Origin of the sequence: Bradyrhizobium sp. ERR14, from assembly GCF_014198235.1 — a bacterium.
Taxonomy (GTDB): domain Bacteria; phylum Pseudomonadota; class Alphaproteobacteria; order Rhizobiales; family Xanthobacteraceae; genus Bradyrhizobium.
The window spans coordinates 1-22,222 of sequence record NZ_JACIHD010000016.1 but is presented as its reverse complement, the minus strand read 5'-3'; the positions used below and the strand labels follow the sequence as shown (position 1 = coordinate 22,222).

The window sequence follows — 22,222 nt, the reverse complement described above, 5'->3', positions numbered from 1 at the left end:
GATGATGGAAGGGGCGGGAGGTAATTGGAACGGCGCGAGTTCGGCTCGCGCCATTCTAGCTTGCAGCGCGTAGCTTTACTTGCTGCCGCGGCTTAGGAGTGCGACCGCGCGATAGTTCCGGTAGAATTTGGGTAGCTTTGGATAGTCGCGATAGCGGAGGGTCAACAGGCCATCCTTGCGGTCGACAACAATCGCCTCGGCCCAACCGTATTCCGGAGATTCCTGGGCGATGACGAGATGCCCGGTCTCGATGATTTCCCAGCTTTCGGGAGATCCCTTCTGAGGAGGCAGAGGGCCGCCGAGCTTGTCTCGCGGTACTGCGGCCGCGTCGTCTGAAATGCCCACGACGACTTCACTGTACAGGGCTTGGCGGATCTCAGGGACAGAGGCGGAGCCGGTGGTTGGGAGTTTTCCAGCCGGGAGAGCACCCGCCAAGCTGATTGAGTCGGCCGATTTCAGCTCGTACAGATTGAGCGCCGTCTCCTTCGATAATTTGATGAGTTCCTCTTCGTTGGTTGTGCGGTATCGCGCGCCGCGTGGCTTTTGGTTTTCATCGAAGCCGAGGAGGATAAAGACCTTGGACCGGGACTTTGCTGCCTCCATCGCCTTCGCTGGAGGGGCCTTTGTTGCCGCGGCGGCACTCGATCTCGCCGGAAGAACGGCGGCCGCGAGCTCGTCGTACAAGCTGCGTTTGATGTAGGGCAGAAGCGCTCTGCCTTGGTCGTGAACGCGTCCGACCGGAATTTTCGCAACGATCTCGACAAGACTTGGGCGATCGACGTTGCAAACAGCGAGCTTGAGTGAGCGCGCGGCCTTTTTGGCCGCCGCCGCCTGGTGCTCCGGAAACCGGCCGGCCTTCGGCTTGCCGGTCGCGTCGATCCCGTAAACGATGATTGCCGAGGCGGGGAGTGTCTTTTGGTTCGTAAGATTGGGCTTGGCCATTTTGCCCTCCTGAAAAGCCGAAGGGGCCCGATTTGGGCCCCTTTCTGAAACGGCGTTGTCGCTGGTCCTGCGGGATGGGCCCGGCAATGGCGGTCTTGTCATTGGACGCTCCTTTGCTGATGACGAGAAGAGTGTTCAAACCATCTCGTCGTAAGTATAGTAAAGCGTGCCGCCAAAAGCGCAATGATTTCAATACTTTAATCGCCGAGAAACTGCGCAAAAATAGAAGATGATTACTGTAATTTTAGCGCCTTTTTGGCGCAATTACTGTGAACAATACACGACGACAGATCGCATGACTTGCGATCATCAATATTGTTGCCGTTGCAGACGTTCAAACCGTCAGCTGCGCAGTAATGCCAAAGAGCGTGCTGAACAAAGCGCGGAAAATCCGCCGGAAAATCAGGATCAAACTGGTGCGCGTCGATCTGTGCCGAGACGCGCCGCAAGACCTCGGCGCAGCCGCCGGCTGCATAGCAACGGGGACCGTACGGATGAACCATGCCAAGTTGCGCCAAAATCCCGGTTCGGACCAGAAAGTTGTGAACCAGCCGATCCACGACGATCATGGCACTCCCCACTGCATACCAATCAGGACGGGCCTCGCGATCCGCCATCAAAACGGATGAAAGCGTCATCGTCAGAACCTTGTCCGAAACTCCAAAAACATGACGGGTCGGACCGACTAACGCCTCTTGAGCGGACCCATAGCCCAGTTCGCCCGCCGCCGAGAGCTGGTCATCGATCCACCCAAAAAGATCGGAATCGGCGACATCTCTGACAAACAGAAAGAAGCTGAACGCGGTCTGGTTGAGGTGACCATTTCTCAGCGGAGCCTTGGGAACGGGGCACCGGCGGATATAGCGGGGGTGGCTGCACGTGCGCCGAGTCTTGTCGTAGCGGCAGCTCTCGTAGGTCCAATAACTGTCTAACAGGGGGCAAGCGGGATCACGCACCATTTGGCTGATCTCATGCCAGGTGATGCCGCCATGGGCGTGAAGATAAGACGCGGCCACCCTGTCCGAAATCCCCTGGAAGCTGAAGGTCTCCACCATCCAGTCAAATAGCGGCGGTGTCCTTCGAGCGCGCACGATCTGATGGAGGTCCGGATCTGGTGAGCTGACGCTCATCTGAGGCGCCAAAGAGGGCAGGCCAGTGCCATTGCGGCAAATGGCGCCGATCAAGCTGGCCGCGGATCTGACCGCCGCTCCGGTCGGACGGCGGAGTTGCGCTGGCGCTGCCAATGATCGGGACTTCGCTAAATCAAAGATACCAGCCTCCTCTGGGCGTCGCTGTCGCCATCAATATACCGCTCGGTCGTTTGGATCGAACGGTGGCCGGCCAGGAGCTGGACATCCCTTAGGGAGCCGCCGGCCTTGTGAACGAGCCGTGCGGCTCGCGTAATGAAGGTTCGTCGTCCGGAATGAGAGGAGCAGCCGCTGAGGCCAATCGCTTGAAACGCGCGATTGAACCAGACCACGATGCTGAGTGGCGTCATCGGTCCGCCGCGTTCAGATCGCGCGATTGGGCCGTTTCCCGGAGATAGCTTTCGTAACGCGATGAGTGCCTGTCGCAGATCCTGTTGGACCGGGATTCGGCGGCCGTGTCGCCTTTTTGCGACGCTATCCCGTACCTCGATTGTCGCGCCGATCTCGCCTTCGGCGCCTTCAACCATATCCCATGTCAGCTTGGCAATCTCGGCGGCGCGCAAGCCTGCCTTCAGCGACAAGAGGACGATAACGCGATTTCTATCCGGGTGCCGGGTCGTGCCGGCGAAGAAGAGCAAGTCTCGCGCCGCTTGATCAGAAAGGATCTTGGCTTGCTTGCCTGCCATCTCGATCAAACCGAATGCTCGATTCTAGCCGTTCGGCTGATCGCTGCAACACAATAAATGCTTATCAGTTCGTCGAGCGACGAGCTTTCGGAAGAGATCAGCGCATCCGGATGAGAGGTGCTCGGCGACTGATGAGGCTTTGAGAGCTTGCTTATGAGTGCGATCTGGATAGCTCGCGAACTTCCAAGGCAAGATCAGCTATCGCCCGTGAGGGGCTACGCACTCGGCATCCAGATGCGCACGGCCAGTACTTTGTCGCGGCCACTACGTCACCTGGCGAGTGAGGAGGTTGGATCTGAAACCAATCTCATCGAAGATGACGTTAAGGAGCAGCGAGCATGGCTGCGCAAAATGGAACGACGTACGTGGAATTCGATAGTCGAACTGTATTTCCCCCTAAGCAACCTACGATAGGATCTTCTTCGAATTCGGCTAGTAGACACGGAGGTCAAGCTAGGCTTCAAGAAATGAGAGGCCCGCTAGGTAGGGCGCGGACTCATTTATGCGCCCCCACAACCGGATTGACGCGAGTTGAACGAATGCAAGGTAGTGGGCGGCGAGCCTGCCGTAGCCACGCCGACGGCGTTGCTTGATCCCATGTTCACGTCATCAACGGAAACGTGAGCGTCGTTGTTGTGCCCGTGTCGGCACTTTGCTGCTGGACGTCGCCACCGATTTGTTTGGCAAGCGATGCGATCAACTTAAGACCCGATCCATGCTCGTTCGATTTCTGGATGCCACACCCATTGTCGGATACAGTTAGACGGGCCTCGCCGTAGCCGACGCCGCCTACCAAGTGCACCTTGATCCTGCCGCCGTTCCGGTCGAATGCATGTTTAATGCTGTTCATTGCAATCTCATTTAGGATGAGACCGACCGGCAATGCTCGGTCGATGCTCAGTTCGAGCTCGTCGCACTCGACATCGATTTCGACTCCTTCAACCTGCTGACGGATCGCGCTGCAAAGTGCGCGTATGTAAGATGATAGGTTTACATTATGGCCTTCGTGTCGAGGGGCGAGTTGATCATGCGCCAGCGAGATGGCGTTGATACGGCTAGCGACATGATCCAGCTCGCGATGAGCCTCTGTGCTCTGATGCCGGCGCTTTTGGAGGGAGATAGAAGATAAAACGAGCTGAAAGTTATTCTTGACGCGATGTTGCATTTCCCGAAGTAGCACTTCTCGCCTTTGAGCTTCGGCAGCAGCAGCGATCAAACGCGCTTCTTCATCCGGCCGCGCATAGTGGCGAAGTACGGCTCCCTATCAGCGCGGCAGCGGCGGTCAGAAAATCGGTCGTGTCCTCGGTGAACTCTCTCGCCTTGGTGCTGTCCACTTCGAGCACACCCCAGGCTGCACCATCTATAAGCACAGGAACGTTGGTCAACGAGATGATGCCATGCTCCTTCAGAAGATCCGAATGAATGTATTCTTGTTGTTCACCGAGATTTTGGACGGTGACGGGTTCTGCCGTCTGAAACGAGCGCCCGGGTGGAGAGCGTAGGTCGGCCGATAATGTCGCGGTCCCTACGACCCCATCCTTCCATCCCACACCTGCGACTAGGAGGAGATCTGAGGAGTGCGGACGATATTGGAGAATCTTTACGTGGTGTATCTCTACTGCGCGCGCGACTTGAACGACCGCTTGATTTAGAAAGCGATGCAGATCGACCTTTTCACCCCCGAGTCGCCCGATATCGACCAGAATGCGGATGTGGCGCCGGAGCCTATCCAGCGAGCCACCTTCGTTCATTCCGGGCGCCAGTTCTTTCATTTACTTCCAATGCCACGCACTCCGAAAAGTGCCAGGGACAGTTGCTGAAGCCAATCTCTTATCGGTCCAGTTCGCTTATTGCGCTGCCGCACGAATTTGGCCGCTATAGCGGACAAGGCCTACGTCGCAGCTACGGCCCATTGACGGTAAACAGCCTAGCTCTCCCCAAGTCGAAGCCGAGTTCGCTTAGCTGGCTCGCAGCCGCACTTGAGCGCCCTTGCCGTCATTACTGCTCTAGTTCTCTGAGGATGCGGTCTCGATGCTACAGGTGCTGCATTTGCATTCGCTAGCAAGATGTCGCGCACGCGCCGATCAGGGGCACGTGGCTCGGCCGGGATCCCCGCTGGCGTAACGAACCCCACGCGGCGAATCGCCGAAGCGAGCTCGGAACAGGCGATTGAAATGCGAAATATCCGAGAAGCCTACCTCCAGCGCGATATCGGAAATTAGCTGCGCGCTGACGCGCGCCTCGGTTAACAGTGTGAACGCAAGTTGGAGACGTAGCTCATTCACATGCCCGGTGAACGATGATCCTGATGACGCCATCAGGCGCTGCAGATAGCGAGGTGAAATGCCTTGGCGATGAGCGACCTCCTCGACGCTAAGCCCGGGCTTCTGAAAGTGTGCCGCGATGTAGTCGAGTACGGCGCTGTGGCGCGCGGCCACGATCGCACTCGCATCGCTCTCGCCCAAGGGGGCGCACTCGCTGACCGCGAGCGCAACAAGATCACAGGTGTGAGCTACGACCGCATCACGCAGCTTGGGGCGGGCCAGAGGCTCCTCCTTAAATGCTGACTTCAGATAGGCCATGAGGAGGCGGAGTGCTTCATTTCGCTGAGGAATCGGCCGTATTGCGAGGCTCTCGATGTCGGTCACGCGCTGCGCAAGTGCCTCGCGGGGTACCGCCAGACCAAATAGTATTCCCTCGATATAGGTGACAGTCGCGGGCTCCGAATGCAGAATCGAGGTTGCGTCGCCGGCGCAAAGCTCGATGTCCCGGCCGCGCTGCGACAAACGACTTTTGCCGGGTAAGGAGACGATCAGGCCGATCGAGTCATCGCCGTCAGCAACGCTCGTCCGCAAGCGCTCGAAGCGCATGGGCGAGCCTTTCAGTGCGAGCGTGCGTAGACCCCGGAGCGCTTGCAATGTTGCGTCGGCTTGAAACGGCACGTCCGTCAGAGGTTCAATATCGACATGAACTATTCCCCGCACAAACCTCTCGCGCCATAGTGGAAGTCGCATCCGCTCCGGATGCTCGCGCGTCGAGAATCGATGCGATACGAAATTGGCAGCGTCCATAGACATGAGGATCTCCAGCCTTGATAAGCCACAATGTCAAATTGCGGCAGGCCAGCCGCCGGTATCCGTATTTTGCAATTCGCGCACCGACCATCTCCTCAGGTACGCAAGATTCCAAGAAGCTACTTCATTTGTCTGCTAGTCTCATTTACCTGTGGTTGATGCTGATGTGAACTGGCTCACGTGGCGGCCAGAAAATTACGGCAATGTTTGATTGCAAATGTAGCGAGCCAATCTCTCCTTTAAGAGGAAATGATTGCAATAGTTCTATTTCAAATTGCTGCCGTCGGATCCAGTTTGAACATCCCTGGCTGCAAGACTTTATCGCACTGCTCATCGCAGGCGGAAGTTCTGCAGAACAACACTGTCCTCTAATCCGGTCTCCTATCGTGCCTTGATCGCCGCATCACCTTAAGGTTCGTCGGAGCCAATGACTTCCCGGCACCGTTCCTTTTTAGCTGGCGGATGAAATGGTCGAAATCTGTCACATGGGAAGTCAACATGGTGATCAGGAGAGGTTCGATCATGTCCATTATACTCGACATGCTTTACCGCGAGTACTGCCGGGCCCGCCTCACCGAAATGCGAAAGCAACTTTTAATACAGGGCGTTGGCGAAAAAATACCGGAAGCCCCTTGGGAAGACGATGACCCTCCCGACCCTGGCGCTCGAAGGACTAGCTGGGCGACGAACGAGCCCTCATCATCCATCGGATAGCTGGAGCGCGTTATCGACCCTATGAGGCGCGGACGCGGGCCAACAGATGGACGATCGGACTCAAACCTCGAAGCGATTGTTCGGCGAGACTCCGCCGGAGTTCAGAGCGGCCGGCCGCGATCTGCGTATCGACGTCTGTCGCGGGATCGCGTTATGGTGGATCTTTCTCGATCATGTCCCCAATAACATCGGGAGCTGGCTGACACCGCGCAACTACGGTTTCTGCGACGCCGCCGAGATCTTCATGTTCCTCTCGGGCGTGACCTGTGCCTTGGCCTACGGCAAGGCGCGTGAGCGCGAAGGCTGGAGCGGCATGATCGGCCGTTCGCTGCGCCGGGGATGGGACATCTACGCGGCGTTTTTACTGCTTACCCTTGCTTGCGCTATCCTGGTCTATCTTACGGGCAGCGATGATCTCGCCGACGGGAGCAATACGCGAATTCTGCTCGAACGTCCGGGTGCGACCCTCGCGCACGCCGCAATCCTGCAATACCGGCCTGTCAACACTGACGTCCTGCCGGTTTTTGTGATTTTTCACGTCCTGTTCGCGCCGCTGCTGTGGCTGCTGCTGCGAGCGCCGAACGTCACGCTTGGAGTGTCCTTGTCGCTGTACGCGCTAGTGCACGTCCTTGATTGGAGAGTTCCCGCCTGGCCCAATGGCGTCTGGTTCTTCAATCCGCTGGCTTGGCAATTTCTGATCGTGCTGGGCGCATGGTGCGTCATTGAGGGAGAGAAATTCCGGCCGTGGGTGATGGCGCGCTTGACGCTTGTTCTGGCCGTTCTCTATCTAGTGTTCGGCCTGGTCCTTGCACAGAATTGGAGGATCGAGCCGCTGGTCTCGCAAACTTTGATGGACCTGCTATTTCCACTGGACAAATCAAATCTCAGTCCGATACGGCTGCTGCATTTTGTCGCTCTTGCAATTGTGGCGCTACGATTCATTCCGCGGAATTGGGAGGGGCTATCGACGCCGGTGCTGAGCTGCGCGAAGTACTGTGGCGAGAATTCGCTGCCGATCTATTGTCTCGGCGTCCTTCTGGCGCTCGCCAGCCAACTTGCGCTGCTCGACCTCTCGGAGGGCCTTGCGATGCAGATCGTGGTTAGTGTTGCCGGAGTGCTGATGATGATCGGCATCGCGCGGTTACTGAACGCGATGGGCATCCAGCGCGAGCGGAAGTCAGCGGGGACGCAATCGATCGGGCAAGTTCCGCCGGTTCGCTAAACTGGTAAATTGCGGGTGGAGCACGGAGAGCAGCTCTTGGCCTTTCGATGGCATCCACGATCTGTCAAACTCGCTCCATGTCGAGAGCGGACAAGCTCCACATCATTGGACCAACCTAACGCTCAACCATCCTTTCTTTTCAGGGCAGTGCGAACTGAGAAACTCGATAAACTGGTGCATATTGCCGTTCCAGCCGCCTTCCGCAGCAAAGGCCCGACCTTCCTTCGAGAAGGCGAGGCCTGCAGGCGTGGTCACCTCGCTGGAAGCGTCAACCGCGGGCCATTCGACGTCCTCGACGGCTGGCAGTATCGGGGTCGAATACAAGACGGGCGACGAAACCCGTTCGCTGGTGGGGTTTGCCAGAATTATCACCGGGCCGGCGTGGCAGGACACGCCCGCGCAGCGGTTGGTCCGCTCGTGGTATAACGACCCGGCCATCCTCAGCTATAATCAGTTCACGGCTTCGCGGTCGACCACGTCCGCAAGTTTTACAGAGGTGAACAGCGAGATTCGAATCGAGGCGTTGGTCTGGAGCGGCGAAATCTGGGACGTCATGGAAGGCGTTGCCGGCTTCAGCAACAGCACGGTAAGCACCAACAGTTTTTCCGCCATCGGAATCGACAGCACGAGGACACCCGAGCCAAACGGCGTGCTCTTGACCTTGTTGGGGACTGGTGTTGGCGGAATGTCGGTCGGCGCTTCTGCGCGCAGCATAAAAACCGGGCTTTCGGAGGGTATCACTGGGCGACGGGGATAGGCAAAACGGACGGTGGTACGGCATCATGGTCAAGCAGCGGCGACGGCAATCGCACCGCGCTCTCGGCGCGCGCGCAGCGTCTAAGATCTTGACCGAGCAATCATTCGCTAGCGGACGCACCTTACTCGGGTAGTAAGCGGGCGGATCGGCGCCATCTGCTCGAAATCGCCCGAGTCGACGCGCTTGCCTGCAGACTAGACGACCACGCCCCCCGGCTATAGCTTGTTGAAGCCATGGGCGTTGGCGCGCCACTAGGAGCGACCGCGCACCCTAGCTTTGATTTGAAAACGGAGAACTGAAAGTGGCTATTGGTACTGTGAAATGGTTCAACCCGACAAAGGGCTACGGGTTCATTCAACCGGATTCGGGCGGCAATGACGTCTTTGTCCACATCTCCGCGGTTGAGAAGGCTGGTTTTACTTCGCTCGCAGAGGGCGCAAAAGTCAGCTTCGACATCGTGAAAAATCGCGGAAAAGACTCAGCGGAAAATCTGCGGATCGGGTGACGCACCCAGCATTCGATCCAACGGATTCGCGGCGTCCAATGTCCGACGTCGCCCGTGCGTCGCTGCATAAAGCCCTAGCTCGACAGAATGCCGCCGCTTCAGGTAGGTGCCAGGCAGACTTTTCGCCCATACAACTTGAGGCCCGTGGGCTACACTCCCCCACGGGAAGCGCGGTCAGCTTCTTTCGCCGCTGAGGCTGGCCCGAGGTTAGCGGCGCGCGGCAGACGCGCGTTCCCACACTCGTCGAAGCCCGCATGCTCGTTGAAAGCTTTCAGGCCATGGTGCGCAAGAAGCTCGTCGCAGATCTCGATCCATGGATCGCCACCGCCAGCTTGAGCCTGATCGCCTCTTTTGCGAGTGGCGTCATCAGGGACAAAGCCGCCGTCCGTGCTGCCATCACCGAGCCTTGGTCCAATGGCCAGACAGAACGGCAGATCACGAAACTAAAGCTCGTAAAGCGCCAGATGTATGGACGGGCGAAGATCGACCTCCTGCAAGCCCGGCTGATAGGTGCCATCTAGTTGCGACAAACCGTCATCGAAGTTGCGTCAGAGCCCTTATTCCATGCCGAAACACAGTCATAGGCGTGGAGATAAACTTCTTCGTATTTGACCGTTCGCCAGAGCCGCTAGACAAACACGTTGTCGCAAGGCGCCCTTGCCGTCCATACTGATGGCGATCTTCGCGTCCAGCAGCACATCGGTGAACTCGAGGCTGGTTAACTGGCTGCCCTGGTCCGTGTTGAAAATCTCGGGCCTGCCGTGCTTCGCCAGCGCCTCCTGGACCGCTTCGACGCAGAAGGCCGCCTCCATTGTGATCGAGACGCGATGGGCCAGGACCCGTCGGCTGAACACATCGACGACCGCCGCGAGATAGACGAAGCCACGCCGCATCGGAAGTGGAGTAAGAAGCGCGAGCGCGCTTCTCCTCCCCGAACCGTACGTGCACCTTTCAGCGCATACGGCTCTCTATTCAAGCTTGGCCCATGGCCATAGCAACATCCTGATAGTGCGAGGTGACAGTGCTGCGGGCTTCTTTTCGGAGATGTAGGGATTTTCCTCCGGATTGCGCCATCGGAACTGCGCCTTCGGACTTGAGACAAGCCGGTAAAGTGCTTTTCCGTGGGGCCCCGCGTTCATTTCGACCAAACACGAGCCAGGTTTTCGCCTTGCCCGGTTCCGGGGGGCGGTACCATTTCCGCATCAAAGGTTTGATGCGAGACCGGTATTTGTGCCCCAGCCAGTGCGCCATTTTCCAGAATACGACATGGTCGATGCGCCGGAATGCGTGCGCGGTGAAGTCGGTGCACTTATGGAACGCTGCCCATTCCGCCAGTTGACGGTTCAGGCCAGCGATCATGTCGACCGTGCTGACACTATGATTGCCGGAAAGGGCTTCAGTGAGCCTGCGAACAAACCCCTTCGCCTTTTCCTTGGGTATCGTTGTGACGACGGACATGCGCCCGTGCGACCCTCGCTTGCGAATGATCCTGTGCCCCAGAAAGACGAAGCCGTCATTGACGTGAGTGATAGGGGTTTTCTCCATATTCAGCGTCAATTTCAGCTTGCTTTGCAGAAAGGCGCGGCATTCTTCGCGGATTTCCTCTGCTTGAGCTTTGGTCCCTTTTACGCCAACATCATGCTCCACGAGTTTGATGCGTGGCTGGAGGCGAAATACCTGAGCGACAAGGCTCGCAAGGACCGCTGGGCATGGAACTTCGGTATCAAGCTTGGCCGCCCGATCACGGTTCGAGAGAACCGGCAATGGAAGCCGGCGGTTGCTTATTGCCGATACGCTGACGACTTTGTCGTACACCCTCGCTGGAGGCTGTAAACAGGTCACGGTCAATGTGACCTGCCTTCAGGAACCGCCAGAGAAGATCAACAAACTGCCCGTCCTGCATTCGTCGCCGCACACATCTGATAAGCAGCCGGTGATGGACCGTGTCGAAGTAGCTTGCCAGATCACCTTCGATGATCCAGCGGCCCCTCGTCATGTCGGCTCCATCCTGGAGCTGTATCTTCACGGTGCGGACGGCATGGTGCACGCTCCGTTCAGGCCGGAAGCCATAGGATAGGCGATGGAAGTCGCTTTCCCAGATTGGCTCCATGGCCATGAGCATGGCTCGTTGGACGATGCGATCCGTCAGAGTCGGAATACCCAGTGGGCGTAGCTTGCCATTGGTTTTCGGGATATAGATTCGCTTCACCGGCTGGGGGCGATAACTCTCGTCCAGCAGGCTTTTCCGCAGGTCATCCAGATGCTGATCCAATCTGACCTGCAATCGTTGCTTATCTATTCCGTCGATGCCCGGTGTTCGTGCGCCACTTGACGCCAGAACAATCCGAGCGGCCTCGGCAAGCCATTCCCGGTTGGCAATCAGCCGAAGGAGGCGATCGAACCTTCGGTTCGGATCGCTCTCGGCCCATGTCGCGAGCTTGTGCTGCATTTCACTGATTATCAAAGGTCTTCACCTCATTCGGTCAGGTAGTTTGCACTCCAAGCAGTTCGAACTGTTCCCCTTCGCCATGTGGCAGGCTTTCCCTGCCGCGGACTACTACGGAAACTCCGCCAGCATGGTGGACATCAGGGTCAACTCCCTTGCGACGCAAAGCATCGTGGGTATTCCATCATGCCTTCCCTCGTTCATATGCTGGACGTCATCGTATTGGTGAGGCTGCCGGTCGCAGTCTTTTCCCTTGCTTTCCGCAAGTCGATGCCGATGCCATGGTCTGGCTGCGTTCTACCCATGACCCCTCGCGAGCGTCCTTACATCTGGGCTCGCGTTCGGATGCCGGCCGTCATATCCGTCCGGCGACATCATCAGCATTCCACCTGTTAAGCCGTGTAGGCGGAGGCGACATTTCAGCCCTCAGATGCGGGTGAACCGGTTCGTGTTCCTCAACCTTCCAATACTTCAGCCTCGGGGACCATCTCGGCTTAACGGCTTCGCCTCAATCCCCTTTAACTGCGGGCTACGTCACCCTGCCAGTTGACGACAGGTCACCGCCGCTTGGGCTCATGTCCCCTCACAGCAGGGAACAAGTCATTTTTTTTCAGTCCTCCTTTCTCTTTTGCATTCCAGTCATACGCTTCCCCAACTGAGGGGCGAGGCGCACCATAGGTGAAGTCGGAGAGCCAGAGAGCGTTCGGCCTTGGCGCCTTGAACTGGCGGTTGACGTGATCCAGCGGGCATGGCGCGGCCTTGTCGCTGATCGTGGTCTTGACCGGTTTGCCGCGGATCACCCCTTGCAAACCCATATCCCGCATCAGGCGCGATACTGTGCAACGGGCAACATCAAAGCCTTCCCGCTTGAGCTTGCGCCAGACCTTGCGCGCGCCGTAGACGGAGAAGTTCTGATCGAACACCCGCCGAACCTCGATCTTCAGGGTGGCATCCTGCCTGGCGCGTGCCGACAGCCTGGCCGGATCGCGCCGCTTGGCCACATGGGCGTGGTAGGTCGAGGGGGCGATCGGCAAGACCTTGCAGATCGGCTCGACCCCATGCGTCCCACGGTGATCGTCGATGAAGGCGATCATGGCTTGGACCGGCGGTCGAGCTCCGCCATCGCAAAATAAGCGCTTGCCTTGCGCAGGATCTCGTTGGCCTGCCGAAGCTCACGGTTCTCCCGCTCGAGCGCCTTCAGCTTCTCGGCCATGTCGGTCGGGACGCCGGCCCGCTGCCCGCTGTCGACCTCGGCCTTCTTGACCCAGTCATGCAGCGTCTGCGGCGTGCAGCCGATCTTGGCCGCAATCGAGGTCACCGCCGCCCAGCGCGAGGGGTGCTCGCCGGCGTGATCCAGAACCATCCGAACCGCACGGGCCCGGACCTCGGGGGAAAACTTATTCGTCGTCTTGCTTGTCATGGCTCCATCCTCTCAGGAGTTGGAGCCTCCGGCAAACCCGGGGCGGTTCACTGCGAACATTGCTTAGTGGGTTTGGCGCTTCTGGGATGAACCTGGAGAACCAAATTGCCCTCGCCGTATGATGGTAACGAATTACGCTCGGGAGCGTTTGTGAGGTTGACGGATGTCAGCCTAAACTGGGGACTGGCTTCTGAGCTGGTGTGCGCCTACCCGATTCCGCTTCCGATGGTACAGCTCAACGTGATCGGGCTCGCTGGCATGCCTGCGCGTGCCGCGAATAGCAAATGCGAGCATCCGTCCGAGGACACCGCTACCAGCCGCGTTCCGGAGGGAAAAGTGCTTCGGGAGTCGGGCGGATGCTCAGTTGTGAGTACCGTCATATCGTGGTCGGATCGAAATCGCGAGGTGTCCATTCCTCTCCGGGCTCTAGGTCAGCTAGGTCAACTACATGGCCCGTGCCTTCAACCGTCCACCCTCCCATCTTGGCTGCCCCCTCGTAGGTTGCCATGCGTCGAGAGATAACCACTTCATCCGTCGCGATGTTGTAGAGCTTCACTTTGTAAACGGTGGTCCTGGCCATCTCTATTTCCATTTGCTCTTGATCTGCGTCGTGGGCATCTCCGGCCAGATGGATCAGCACTAAGTTGCCCCGCCTGGGCAGTCCCGCAAGCCGGTCGAGGATGTGCTGCGGGGCTCCTTCTTTGATTTCTACGCCGTATGCGTAAACCAGCCCATCGTCGTTGGCGATCTCATTTATCGTATACTCAATCTCGTTTAGTTCGTCGGGCGTGAGGTCAAGGGCCGCGGCAATCGCCTCGGCTTCCTCGCGGTCGCACTCATCGTCAAGCTGCCCGCTGCTCATTGCGCACCCCTGATCCAAATGCCGTTTCCTAAAGATCAACTTCGTCTGCATCGACTGCCAGCATATGCTTCAACGCCTTTACATAATGAGTGAGCGGTGAGATTCGATCGAGTATCCTGGGCGGCGCTCGCGACTTGGGCATTTGGCAAAGCTCGGTATTCTCAGCGAGTGGGAATAAGTTCACGTCTCGAAGGTAATTCAGCATACTGTTGCACGCATTCTCGGCCTCGGCGAAGCTTTGGAGCGGCCAGCCGAGAATCCTGATCGAGCCACGGCTCTGGTCAAGCGGACGCCACGAGGCGACGTAGCCCGACCTTCCGCGGAAGCCACGACCGGTCGGGCTCTGGAAGCTGATCACGAACGAATAGCCGCCGCTGCTCGCACTCCATATTTCCAGGTCTTCGGAAGCGCGATGGAATTGCAGAGGCATCAGGCTCCGTTCGCCTGGTCAACCCGAGGACGAAATGCTTCGGTCGAACGACGTGACGGGTCAATACACGGCAGCTCTCGTCGGAAAATTGCCTTTCCTCGTCAAGCCATGGCATAGATCTGGAATTCCTAGCAGCTCGGCTTAACCGGTCTAGCCAAGGTTTGTAGCGCCAAGAGGGGCATGCCGCGCCTACTAGGATTGGCGGTTGCCCAAACAATTAGCTGCGCCAGGGACACGACCTCGTGCGAAGCAAATGAGCTTCAAAAATGCACTTAACTTCGCGAGTTGTAACAGCAAGCGCGTGCTCACCTACCAGGACTAGTTGTTGATTACGGAGAAGGAGGCATGCCAACTGCTAACGAAGCCGACGCTGGTCAAAGCGTCGGCTTGCCAAAGGCAGGGGGCGTTCGCAAATAGTAGAGGAGAGATATCATGGATCGCTCTCTCGCCGCTATCGCACTAACGTGTTTGGGGATCGCCCTTTCCAGTGTTGCCGTCGCACAGACGGCTAGACAGGATAACAACACCCTTCCAGGGCAGGAGCGCGCTCTCAGTGTTGCGCCCGGCTCAGTGCAGCCGACCAGAGGAGTCGTGTTTTTAACAGCGGCAATCAACTCAGACGGCAGCATAGCGGGCTGCTTCGGTTGCAACACCGCGAACACCAAAAGGTTAGGGGCTAGCATATATCAGATCGATTTCGGGCACAACGTACAAGCAATCAAGGGTTGGAGTCGGTGGGTTCAGGCGGACACCTTGACGATCGGTGCGGAAAACGCTTGGTGTAACACTGCTGATCGGGCCGGCAACGACAATGCAGTTTGGGTGAACTGCCAGACTAGCAGTGCGCCGGTTGATGCATCCTTTTTCTTGTTCGTCGCAGGGTAAAGCGACCGAGCCGCACGACGCTTCATCTCGCGCCGGATGGAAGCCGTGACGCGGCGGACCAGCCCCGAGATCCAGACCCTGAACCGATGCGGGTGGTTGTGGCCGCGGTACCCTTTGTCGACATGGATGCGGTGAGCCTCCACGCCAGTGAGCTTCTCCATGTCGGCGACCACGGGGCCGAGCGTGTGCCCGTCGAAGGGATTGCCGTGCAGTGCCTTGGCATGGAGCACGAACTGTCCACCCTTCGGGCAGGTCACGGGGGTGGCGATACTTGCCTTTGCATCCGAACTCGTAAGGCGCGCGGGCTTTGGCCTTGCCGATGCACTCGACCTCCGCGGCATGTGACGCATAAACCTTTGGACCGCGCTGATGCTGATACTGGCTGCGCACCCGCTGCGCCAGATCGAGCAGCGGGCCGAAGCGAGCTCCCAGCACCGCATCGCCACCAATCTTGCGGTGGATCATCATGATGGGTCAGTTAGGCGCAGGCCGCCTTGTGAGACGGCCGGCCTCTTGTGCATTCCGTATCAGGCCGCGAGTGGATCGCTCAGGAGAACGCCGCCCAGGGATGCCCAGCCGGACCACGGTCCGGAGTGCGGCTTGTCCTGCCAGATGTGCCACAGCGCGTTGTCGGTCCCGCGCGCAAACGCTTCCAGCCGGCCGTCGCTATTGGCGATCGCGGCGGGATCGCTGGTGATCTGGCCGCCAAGCGAGGCCCAACTGGACCACGGACCGGCATGCGGCTCCTCCTGCCAGGTGTGCCACAGCGCATGGTCGGTACCACGGGCGAACACTTCGAGACGGCCATCGGAATTGTCGACCACGGCCGGATCGCTGGTGATGGTGCCGCCGAGCGAGGCCCAGCCTGACCACGGACCGGCGTGCGGCTTCTCCTGCCAGATGTGCCACAGCGCGTTGTCGGTGCCACGGGCGAACACTTCGAGCCGGCCATCGGAGTTGATGAACACCTCGGGGTCGCTGGTGATCTGGCCGCCAAGCGAGGTCCAGGCTGACCACGGACCGGCGTGCGGCTTGTCCTGCCAGATGTGCCAGAGCGCGTTGTCGGGCCCGCGCGCAAAAACCTCGAGCCGGCCGTCGGAATTGATCACGCCCGCCGGATCGCTGGAGATCTTGCCGCCAAGCGAGGCCCAACCGGACCACGGACCGGCATGCGGCTCCTCCTGCCAGATGTGCCAAACGCATCGTCGGTACCACGGGCGAACACTTCGAGACGACCATCGGAATTGTCGACCACGGCCGGATCGCTGGTGATGGTGCCGCCGAGCGAGGCCCAGCTGACCACGGTCCGGCATGCGGCTTGTCCTGCCAAATGTGCCAGAGTGCGTTATCGGTTCCACGCGCAAAGACCTCCAGCCGACCATCGGAGTTATCGACACTGGAGGGCGAGCTGGTGAGAACGCCGCCAAGCGATGCCCAACTCGACCATGGACCTGAATTCGGCTTTTCCTGCCAGATGTGCCAGAGTGCCCTGTCGATTCCGAGACTGAACACCTCCAATCGTCCATCGGAATTCTCTGTCACCGATACCGAGTGGGTAAGCGCCGCTGCTGCATTTGTCACGACAACCTCCAATTGTATGTTTGCAATGAGGAAGAGATCTACCTCACGCAATTTAAAGTAGCATTCTTATTCTGATGCCCACAAGACGGTCTCGCGCGAAAGTGATCTGCGGGCTCAAGTTCCCTGCATTCTCATTCGCGTTTACTGCAGTGAACGAAGCAACACTTTGGTTGCGCTCACACGTCGTCTCTCTCGCCGTTTGCGGTCCTCCAATCTGTGTTTGATTCGCGCCACCGCTCTGCAATGAGTTCGTCGATAAAAATCGGAAACGTCGACACGTGTATTGCTTGATTTGACCAAGTGATGTTTAGCGGCGCGCTGAATCGCGCGTATTCTTCGGCAGCTTGTTTGGTGAGGCCGTTCGAAAGGCAACAGAAAAAGATCGTGATTTCAAACGGCGTTTCTTTCGCGATCGAGCTCGCATTATAGCGGTGGATCGCAATGCCTACCTCTTTGATGAACTCTTGAACTCTTTGATTCGCTTCTTTCGGAACATCATTAAGGTGCTCCAATAGATGCCTTATTCGAGGCAGGTCGGCCAGGTACGTACTATCACCTAACAGGCTGTTGAAAAAGGCGCTCGCCGCCGACCTGCGACCGTGATTCATTGGCTCCGACGGGATTCGGAGATGGTGCGTGCGCGGCGGCGACAATCGAACGGGCGAGCTGTTTAGCTACGTTGATCTGGAGGCGCGGGTGCGGCGTGATCATCCGCTGCGAGCGATCCGGACACTTGTGAACGAGGCGCTGGCGGCGCTGGAGCGGGAGTTTGCCGCGCTCTATTCGCCGATTGGGCGGCCGTCGATCCCGCCGGAGAAGCTGCTGCGGGCAATGTTGCTGCAGGCGTTTTATTCGATCCGCTCCGAGCGGCTTCTGATGGAGCGGCTGGAATACGACCTGCTGTTCCGCTGGTTCGTCGGCATCGGCGTCGACGACGCCGCCTGGGACCATTCGGTGTTCTCCAAGAACCGCGACCGGCTGCTGGAAGGCGACATCGCGGCCAAGTTCCTGGCGGCGGTGCTGGCACAGCCCAAGGTGAAGAAGCTGCTATCGAGCGATCACTTCTCGGTCGATGGCACGCTGATCGAGGCCTGGGCCTCGATGAAGAGTGTCAAGCCGAAGGACGGCTCAGGCGAGCCGCCGGCCCCAGGCGGCGGGCGCAATGCCGATGCGGACTTCCATGGCCAGAAGCGCTCGAATGACACCCATGCTTCGACCACCGATCCGGACGCCAGGCTGTACCGCAAGGGCAAAGGCAAGGAGGCGAAGCTGTGCTTCATCGGGCACGGGCTGATGGAGAACCGCCACGGCCTGCTGGTCGACGCCTGCCTCACGCTGGCGGACGGGCATGCCGAGCGGGTGGCCGCGCTGCACATGATCGAGCCTCGTGCCGACCGACCGACAGCGATCACGCTTGGCGCCGACAAAGCCTACGATGCAGAAGACTTCGTCAACGAGCTGCGCTCCATGAACGTGACGCCGCATGTTGCACAGAACACCAACGGCCGTAGCTCTGCGATCGACGGGCGAACGACCCGGCACGGCGGCTATGCCGTCAGCCAGCGCATCCGCAAGCGGATCGAGGAGGCATTCGGCTGGATCAAGACGGTCGCCGGGCAAGAGAAGACCAGCTTCCGTGGCCGTGATCGTGTCGCATGGGCCTTTACCTTCGCTGCCGCCGCCTACAATCTGGTGCGGCTGCCCAAGCTGATCGCGGAGACCGGCTGATGGCCAAGGTGCCCGGCTTCGCCAAGGCCTTTGTCGGCCGCTGGCGCATCGTCGAGATGGACGTCTGGGATAGCGACTTCCTCGATCTTGTCGAAGAGGCGCATCTCACCTTCCAGGGCAAGTGCGATGGCGAAATCGCCTTCGGGGCTCTCAAGGGCTTCCTGGACGTGCGCTACGGCACCCGCGACGGATCGGCCTGCGCCGAGTTCTCATGGGAAGGGCACGACGAGAATGACCCCGTCTGCGGTCGCGGATGGGTTATGATCGGCACTGCTGGCAGGCTCGTCGGCCACTTCTACATCCACAATGGCGACGATTCAGCCTTCGTTTGCGAACGCGGTTGAGTTCTTCAACAGCCTGCTAAAAGCCCTGAGTTCAGACCAGCCGTGAAATCGTAGCTCTTGAACTGAAATATCGTTGCGGTCTTTTCCTCAAGGATCCAGTAATCTACACCGAAATCACCGCGACCATCGGACCATGTCCCGATCCCGGCTCATAAGCGAGGAGAGGAGCCCATCGATCCCACCCGAAGCGCGGTTGCCGTCGCCGCGCTGGAGGCGGCCGTGTCCGATATTTGAGTTCTTCAATGGTACCAAACAGATGTTGGTGTCTCTATTCCAACGTTCTTAGGAAATGGGGTCCGAAGGAGTGGAAACTGCTACGGGCCGACATCTTGGAGCAGCACGAGCACAATCAAGATGCGGTACTGGCTTCGCTTTTCACAGGCGCGACCGTCACGGCGCCGCACGATTACCCGCCGGTTGGCAGCCAGTGTTGTGGAGCGGCTTTCTGGGCAAAATTCCGGCCTATGCGTCGATCGGCGGCGCCGTCGGCCCGCGCTTCCAGGGAGACGCAAACAGTCTGGCAACGTGGGGTCGCCCGAGCAGGTCGGTGCCCGGGCGACGCCGCTTCATTTTGGCTACTTTGCCTCGGCCCTTGGCGCGTCACTTGTAGCGAACTGTCAATGTGCGCAGCGAGCGCCGCGGCACGCACAGCCACCTCCTCGGTTCCGACAAATTTACGCGTTCGCCGCTGATTCCAGAGTAACTTTCAGGTCGGCTAGGGCTACAAGTTGCCACTGCTGATTGTCTCCGCCGTGTTTCGGAAACAGCTGAATTGTGTTGCCTTCTTTCTTCACACCCCCATGGTTGTCGATGCAGAACCGCTCGTTTAGGGCAGCGAGAATAAGACCTGTGTTGCCGGAAAACTCCCAATGTTGAGTGGCGTCTGAAGCGTTGTAGAACTTTAGCAAAAGCGGAATCTCCTGTGCAATTTTGCCGTCCTTTGGTGCGATTGCAAGTTGCCCTCCCAAGTTCAACCTGATGGCGCCATTGTCAAAGTTGATGTCCCAAAGGATATATTTAAGACTGGAGGTCACCTTGCGGCGATAACGTACAGAGTCTTTCGCACTTTCAGGATTGACGGTAACCGGCATGAGGCCCCCACCTAGCCACCCCTCGGCTTGCGCGCGATACAGCCTGGCATGAGCTGATCGGTGGAGGTGGAACGATGGCAAATGCCATGCTTGATGCCAGGCAGGAAGATGGCTCCTATCGTCGCGTCGAGGTGATCACTGGGGAGCGCCGACGGCGTCGGTGGACGGGCGAGGAGAAGGCCCGGATCGTGGCGGAGAGCTTTGGGGAGGGTGCGAACATCTCCGAGGTTGCGCGGCGCAATGGCGTTTCGCGCGGGCTGCTTACGGTGTGGCGACGCCAAGTTGCGGCGGCGGTGGTGGGCAAGGGGCCGAACTTCGTGCCAATCCAAATTGGTGCTGAGAGCGGTAGAGGGACAGCCGGCGAGCCCGAGCGTATTTCGTGGCTACAGACGAAGCCTTTGGAGATCGCCGCGCCGGCGGCCAAGGTTTGCGGGGTTGTCGAGATCGAGGTGAACGGGGCGCGCATCCGGGTCGAGCCGGGCGTGGAGCTGGCGACGCTGTCGACCGTGCTGGCGGCGCTTCGGGGCATCCGGTGATTGCGCTACGCCCTGACCTCAAGGTGGTGCTGGCGACACAGCCGGTCGATTTCCGCAAGTCGGTGCATACGCTGTCGGCACTGGTGAGCGAAGCGCTGCGTGCGAACCCGTATTGTGGTGACGTCTTCGTGTTCCGCAGCAAACGCATGGACAGAGTGAAGCTTCTGGCGTGGGACGGCAGCGGCATGGTGCTGGTGACGAAGTGGTTGCACCAGGGGCACTTCACCTGGCCGCCGATCCGCGACGGCGTGGTGCATCTCAGTGCGACGCAGCTCGCGATGCTCCTCGACGGACTCGAGTGGACGCGCGTCTCACCCAAGCCTGTGAAGCAGCCGGCCGTTGTCGGCTGAGAGAAGAGGATTTCGCTGGAGCCTGTGGCGCGCGGATGTATGGTCCGTTCATGGCGATTCGCCCGGACGTTCTCCCGACTGATCCAGCCGCTCTAACCGAGATGGTGCTCGCGCTCGACGCCGAGAACGAGAAGCTGCGTGTTGCGATGCAGACCCTCAAGGAGATGATCTTCGGGAAGCGCTCGGAACGGCTTGCCACGCTCGTGGTCGAGCAACTTGCGCTTGAGCTTGACGATCTTGAGACCAGGGTCACGCCGCCTGCAGCTGCCAACGACGATGCGCCTGCGGCGAAGCCATCCGATAAGCCGCGCAAGAAGGCGCGCCGCAACATCGGCGCGTTGCCCAAGCATCTGCCGCGCTGTGAGCAGGTCCTGGAGCCGGAGGTGACGGCCTGCCCGTGCTGCCAGGGCCAGCTTCACAAGATCGGCGAGGACGTCAGCGAGGTGTTGGACGTGGTCCCGGCGCTCCTGCGCGTGCTGCGCACGATCCGTCCCAAATACGGCTGCCGCGGCTGCACTGATGGCGTGGTCCAGGCGAGAGTGCTGCCGCGCCTGATTGAAGGCGGCATGGCGTCGACGGCCCTCGTGACCCACGTGGTGGTCTCGAAGTTCGCCTGGTATTTGCCGCTGTACCGGCAGGTTCAGATCCTTGCCGGCCAGGGCATCCATCTTGACCGCGCGACACTCGCCGGTTGGGTCAAACGTGCCGCCTGGTGGCTCAGGAGCCTTTATGAGCTGCAGCTGCGGATGATTCAGGCCGCGCCGCGCGTGTTCTGCGACGAGACGCCGATGCCGGTGCTCGATCCCGGACGACATCGCCCCCGCATCTGCCAGTTCTGGGCGCATGCTATGGATGACCGGCCATGGGGTGGCCCCTCGCCGCCAGCGGTTGCCTACGTATTCGCCGACGGCCGCGGCACCGAGGAGATCGCCGGACAGTTGACGGGCTTTTCCGGCATTCTGCAGGTGGACGGTTATGCCGCCTACAAGGCGCTGGCCCGCCGTCATGGCGGCGCGATCCAGCTCGCCTTTTGTCTCGCCCATGCCCGACGCAAATTCGTCGAGGTGTACAAGTCCACGCAGTCGCCATTCGCGCGCGAGGTGATTGAACGGCTGCAGGCGGTCTATGCGATCGAGGCAGAGATCCGCGGCAGTAGCGCGGAGCAGCGGCTGGCCGCCCGCCGCTCCAGGAGCGCACCGTTGATGGCGGCGCTCAATGCGCGACTGACCGAGATGGTCGGTCAGCTGTTCTCCCAATCGAAGCTGACAGAGGCGATCAACTATGCGCTCAATCACTGGAACGGACTGACGCTGTTTCTCCGCGACGGCCGCGTCGAGGTCGATTCCAACACGGTCGAGCGTTCTATGCGCCCGATTGCCATGGGAAGACGCAACTCCTTGTTCAGCGGCAGCGACGAGGGTGCTTCATACTACCCATCTGCCTATCTCCCTAGAATTCAAGGCATTTCTGGTTGGCGTCGCAAGACGGCGGACTGCGGCGC

The 22,222-nt window shown here is 59.3% G+C and carries 19 protein-coding genes, 5 pseudogenes and 1 other annotated feature; of the genes and pseudogenes, 9 read left to right on the top strand and 15 right to left on the bottom strand.

The annotated features are described in order from the left end of the window. Positions 1–75 precede the first annotated feature (75 nt). From GGD62_RS30545 to GGD62_RS30525, 6 genes are all read right to left on the bottom strand, one after another. On the bottom strand, positions 76–942 hold the full coding sequence (locus GGD62_RS30545; protein WP_183711870.1) for a hypothetical protein: 867 nt from the start codon (positions 940–942) through the stop codon (positions 76–78). 233 nt (positions 943–1,175) lie between these two features. Beyond that, positions 1,176–2,072 (bottom strand): hypothetical protein, encoded by an 897-nt coding sequence (locus tag GGD62_RS41130; RefSeq protein ID WP_246800362.1) that lies wholly within the window; start codon positions 2,070–2,072, stop codon positions 1,176–1,178. Positions 2,073–2,200: 128 nt separating this feature from the next. Next, entirely contained in the window at positions 2,201–2,776 is a 576-nt protein-coding gene (locus GGD62_RS30535; protein WP_183232268.1) for a site-specific integrase, read from the bottom strand. 601 nt (positions 2,777–3,377) lie between these two features. After that, the gene (locus GGD62_RS41125; RefSeq protein WP_246800361.1) at positions 3,378–3,992 is read right to left on the bottom strand and encodes a sensor histidine kinase; all 615 of its coding nucleotides are present in this window, start codon (positions 3,990–3,992) and stop codon (positions 3,378–3,380) included. A 10-nt stretch (positions 3,993–4,002) separates the two neighbouring features. Beyond that, entirely contained in the window at positions 4,003–4,548 is a 546-nt protein-coding gene (locus GGD62_RS41120; RefSeq protein WP_246800360.1) for a GAF domain-containing protein, read from the bottom strand. 312 nt (positions 4,549–4,860) lie between these two features. Then, a complete protein-coding gene (locus tag GGD62_RS30525) occupies positions 4,861–5,853 on the bottom strand; it encodes an AraC family transcriptional regulator (RefSeq protein WP_183711868.1) in 993 nt (330 codons plus the stop codon). 757 nt (positions 5,854–6,610) lie between these two features. On the opposite strand from GGD62_RS30525, the gene GGD62_RS30520 reads away from it, so the two are divergent. From GGD62_RS30520 to GGD62_RS30505, 4 genes and pseudogenes are all read left to right on the top strand, one after another. Next, positions 6,611–7,786 (top strand): OpgC family protein, encoded by a 1,176-nt coding sequence (locus tag GGD62_RS30520; protein WP_183711867.1) that lies wholly within the window; start codon positions 6,611–6,613, stop codon positions 7,784–7,786. A 247-nt stretch (positions 7,787–8,033) separates the two neighbouring features. Further along, complete coding sequence (locus GGD62_RS30515) at positions 8,034–8,543, top strand: hypothetical protein (protein ID WP_183711866.1); 510 nt, start codon at positions 8,034–8,036, stop codon at positions 8,541–8,543. A 301-nt stretch (positions 8,544–8,844) separates the two neighbouring features. Then, on the top strand, positions 8,845–9,048 hold the full coding sequence (locus GGD62_RS30510) for a cold-shock protein (protein ID WP_061877633.1): 204 nt from the start codon (positions 8,845–8,847) through the stop codon (positions 9,046–9,048). A gap of 239 nt (positions 9,049–9,287) precedes the next feature. Next, positions 9,288–9,569 (top strand): annotated as a pseudogene (locus GGD62_RS30505) (transposase); the annotation flags it as partial. Positions 9,570–9,616: 47 nt separating this feature from the next. Here the strand turns inward: GGD62_RS30505 and GGD62_RS30500 are convergent. The 8 genes and pseudogenes from GGD62_RS30500 to GGD62_RS30460 form a co-directional block, all read right to left on the bottom strand. Then, positions 9,617–9,956: pseudogene (locus GGD62_RS30500) on the bottom strand (transposase); the annotation flags it as partial. Positions 9,957–10,020: 64 nt separating this feature from the next. Then, positions 10,021–11,512: pseudogene (locus tag GGD62_RS41920) on the bottom strand (reverse transcriptase domain-containing protein). Between the two features lie 656 nt (positions 11,513–12,168). Continuing rightward, positions 12,169–12,914: pseudogene (locus GGD62_RS30485) on the bottom strand (IS3 family transposase); the annotation flags it as partial. Beyond that, positions 12,514–12,630, bottom strand: a sequence feature (AL1L pseudoknot). It overlaps the preceding pseudogene by 117 nt. Before the next feature lie 376 nt (positions 12,915–13,290). Continuing rightward, on the bottom strand, positions 13,291–13,776 hold the full coding sequence (locus tag GGD62_RS30480) for a hypothetical protein (RefSeq protein ID WP_183711865.1): 486 nt from the start codon (positions 13,774–13,776) through the stop codon (positions 13,291–13,293). Between the two features lie 28 nt (positions 13,777–13,804). Further along, positions 13,805–14,206: a hypothetical protein gene (locus GGD62_RS41740; protein WP_312014312.1), complete on the bottom strand. Its 402-nt coding sequence runs from the start codon at positions 14,204–14,206 to the stop codon at positions 13,805–13,807. Between the two features lie 893 nt (positions 14,207–15,099). Beyond that, positions 15,100–15,553 (bottom strand): annotated as a pseudogene (locus tag GGD62_RS30470) (IS5/IS1182 family transposase); the annotation flags it as partial. Between the two features lie 65 nt (positions 15,554–15,618). Next, positions 15,619–16,200: a VCBS repeat-containing protein gene (locus GGD62_RS40640; RefSeq protein WP_210317991.1), complete on the bottom strand. Its 582-nt coding sequence runs from the start codon at positions 16,198–16,200 to the stop codon at positions 15,619–15,621. A 648-nt stretch (positions 16,201–16,848) separates the two neighbouring features. Then, complete coding sequence (locus GGD62_RS30460) at positions 16,849–17,280, bottom strand: hypothetical protein (protein ID WP_183711864.1); 432 nt, start codon at positions 17,278–17,280, stop codon at positions 16,849–16,851. 28 nt (positions 17,281–17,308) lie between these two features. Here GGD62_RS30460 and GGD62_RS30455 point away from each other — a divergent pair, with 28 nt between their 5' ends. Together GGD62_RS30455 and GGD62_RS30450 are read left to right on the top strand one after the other, a co-directional pair. After that, positions 17,309–18,400 carry an IS5 family transposase gene (locus tag GGD62_RS30455; protein ID WP_183711863.1) on the top strand — a complete coding sequence of 364 codons (1,092 nt, stop codon included), beginning with the start codon at positions 17,309–17,311 and terminating at the stop codon, positions 18,398–18,400. Further along, positions 18,400–18,744, top strand: a complete 345-nt coding sequence (locus tag GGD62_RS30450; protein WP_183711861.1) for a hypothetical protein — start codon at positions 18,400–18,402, stop codon at positions 18,742–18,744. Before GGD62_RS30455 ends, GGD62_RS30450 begins: the two co-directional genes overlap by 1 nt. A 674-nt stretch (positions 18,745–19,418) precedes the next feature. Here the strand turns inward: GGD62_RS30450 and GGD62_RS30445 are convergent. Continuing rightward, positions 19,419–19,835: an RICIN domain-containing protein gene (locus tag GGD62_RS30445; protein ID WP_183711858.1), complete on the bottom strand. Its 417-nt coding sequence runs from the start codon at positions 19,833–19,835 to the stop codon at positions 19,419–19,421. 74 nt (positions 19,836–19,909) lie between these two features. Between GGD62_RS30445 and tnpA the strand changes: the two genes are divergently transcribed. From tnpA to tnpC, 3 genes are all read left to right on the top strand, one after another. Beyond that, positions 19,910–20,371: an IS66-like element accessory protein TnpA gene (gene tnpA / locus GGD62_RS30440; protein WP_183711857.1), complete on the top strand. Its 462-nt coding sequence runs from the start codon at positions 19,910–19,912 to the stop codon at positions 20,369–20,371. Beyond that, the gene (gene tnpB / locus GGD62_RS30435; protein ID WP_091956633.1) at positions 20,368–20,721 is read left to right on the top strand and encodes an IS66 family insertion sequence element accessory protein TnpB; all 354 of its coding nucleotides are present in this window, start codon (positions 20,368–20,370) and stop codon (positions 20,719–20,721) included. Before tnpA ends, tnpB begins: the two co-directional genes overlap by 4 nt. Positions 20,722–20,771: 50 nt before the next feature. After that, the coding region (tnpC, locus tag GGD62_RS30430; protein WP_246800357.1) for an IS66 family transposase at positions 20,772–22,222 on the top strand (1,451 nt) is incomplete at its 3' end.

Bases quoted from the DNA above. Each gene is read 5' to 3' on its own strand.
- GGD62_RS30545 (WP_183711870.1), bottom strand. From the start codon at position 942: ATGGCCAAGCCCAATCTTACGAACCAAAAGACACTCCCCGCCTCGGCA.
- GGD62_RS41130 (WP_246800362.1), bottom strand. From the start codon at position 2,072: ATGAGCGTCAGCTCACCAGATCCGGACCTCCATCAGATCGTGCGCGCT.
- GGD62_RS41120 (WP_246800360.1), bottom strand. From the start codon at position 4,548: ATGAAAGAACTGGCGCCCGGAATGAACGAAGGTGGCTCGCTGGATAGG.
- GGD62_RS41740 (WP_312014312.1), bottom strand. From the start codon at position 14,206: ATGCCTCTGCAATTCCATCGCGCTTCCGAAGACCTGGAAATATGGAGT.
- GGD62_RS30445 (WP_183711858.1), bottom strand. From the start codon at position 19,835: ATGCCGGTTACCGTCAATCCTGAAAGTGCGAAAGACTCTGTACGTTAT.
- tnpA (WP_183711857.1), top strand. From the start codon at position 19,910: ATGGCAAATGCCATGCTTGATGCCAGGCAGGAAGATGGCTCCTATCGT.
- GGD62_RS30480 (WP_183711865.1), bottom strand. From the start codon at position 13,776: ATGAGCAGCGGGCAGCTTGACGATGAGTGCGACCGCGAGGAAGCCGAG.
- GGD62_RS30535 (WP_183232268.1), bottom strand. From the start codon at position 2,776: ATGGCAGGCAAGCAAGCCAAGATCCTTTCTGATCAAGCGGCGCGAGAC.
- GGD62_RS30520 (WP_183711867.1), top strand. From the start codon at position 6,611: ATGGACGATCGGACTCAAACCTCGAAGCGATTGTTCGGCGAGACTCCG.
- GGD62_RS30460 (WP_183711864.1), bottom strand. From the start codon at position 17,280: ATGAATCACGGTCGCAGGTCGGCGGCGAGCGCCTTTTTCAACAGCCTG.
- GGD62_RS30450 (WP_183711861.1), top strand. From the start codon at position 18,400: ATGGCCAAGGTGCCCGGCTTCGCCAAGGCCTTTGTCGGCCGCTGGCGC.
- GGD62_RS30525 (WP_183711868.1), bottom strand. From the start codon at position 5,853: ATGTCTATGGACGCTGCCAATTTCGTATCGCATCGATTCTCGACGCGC.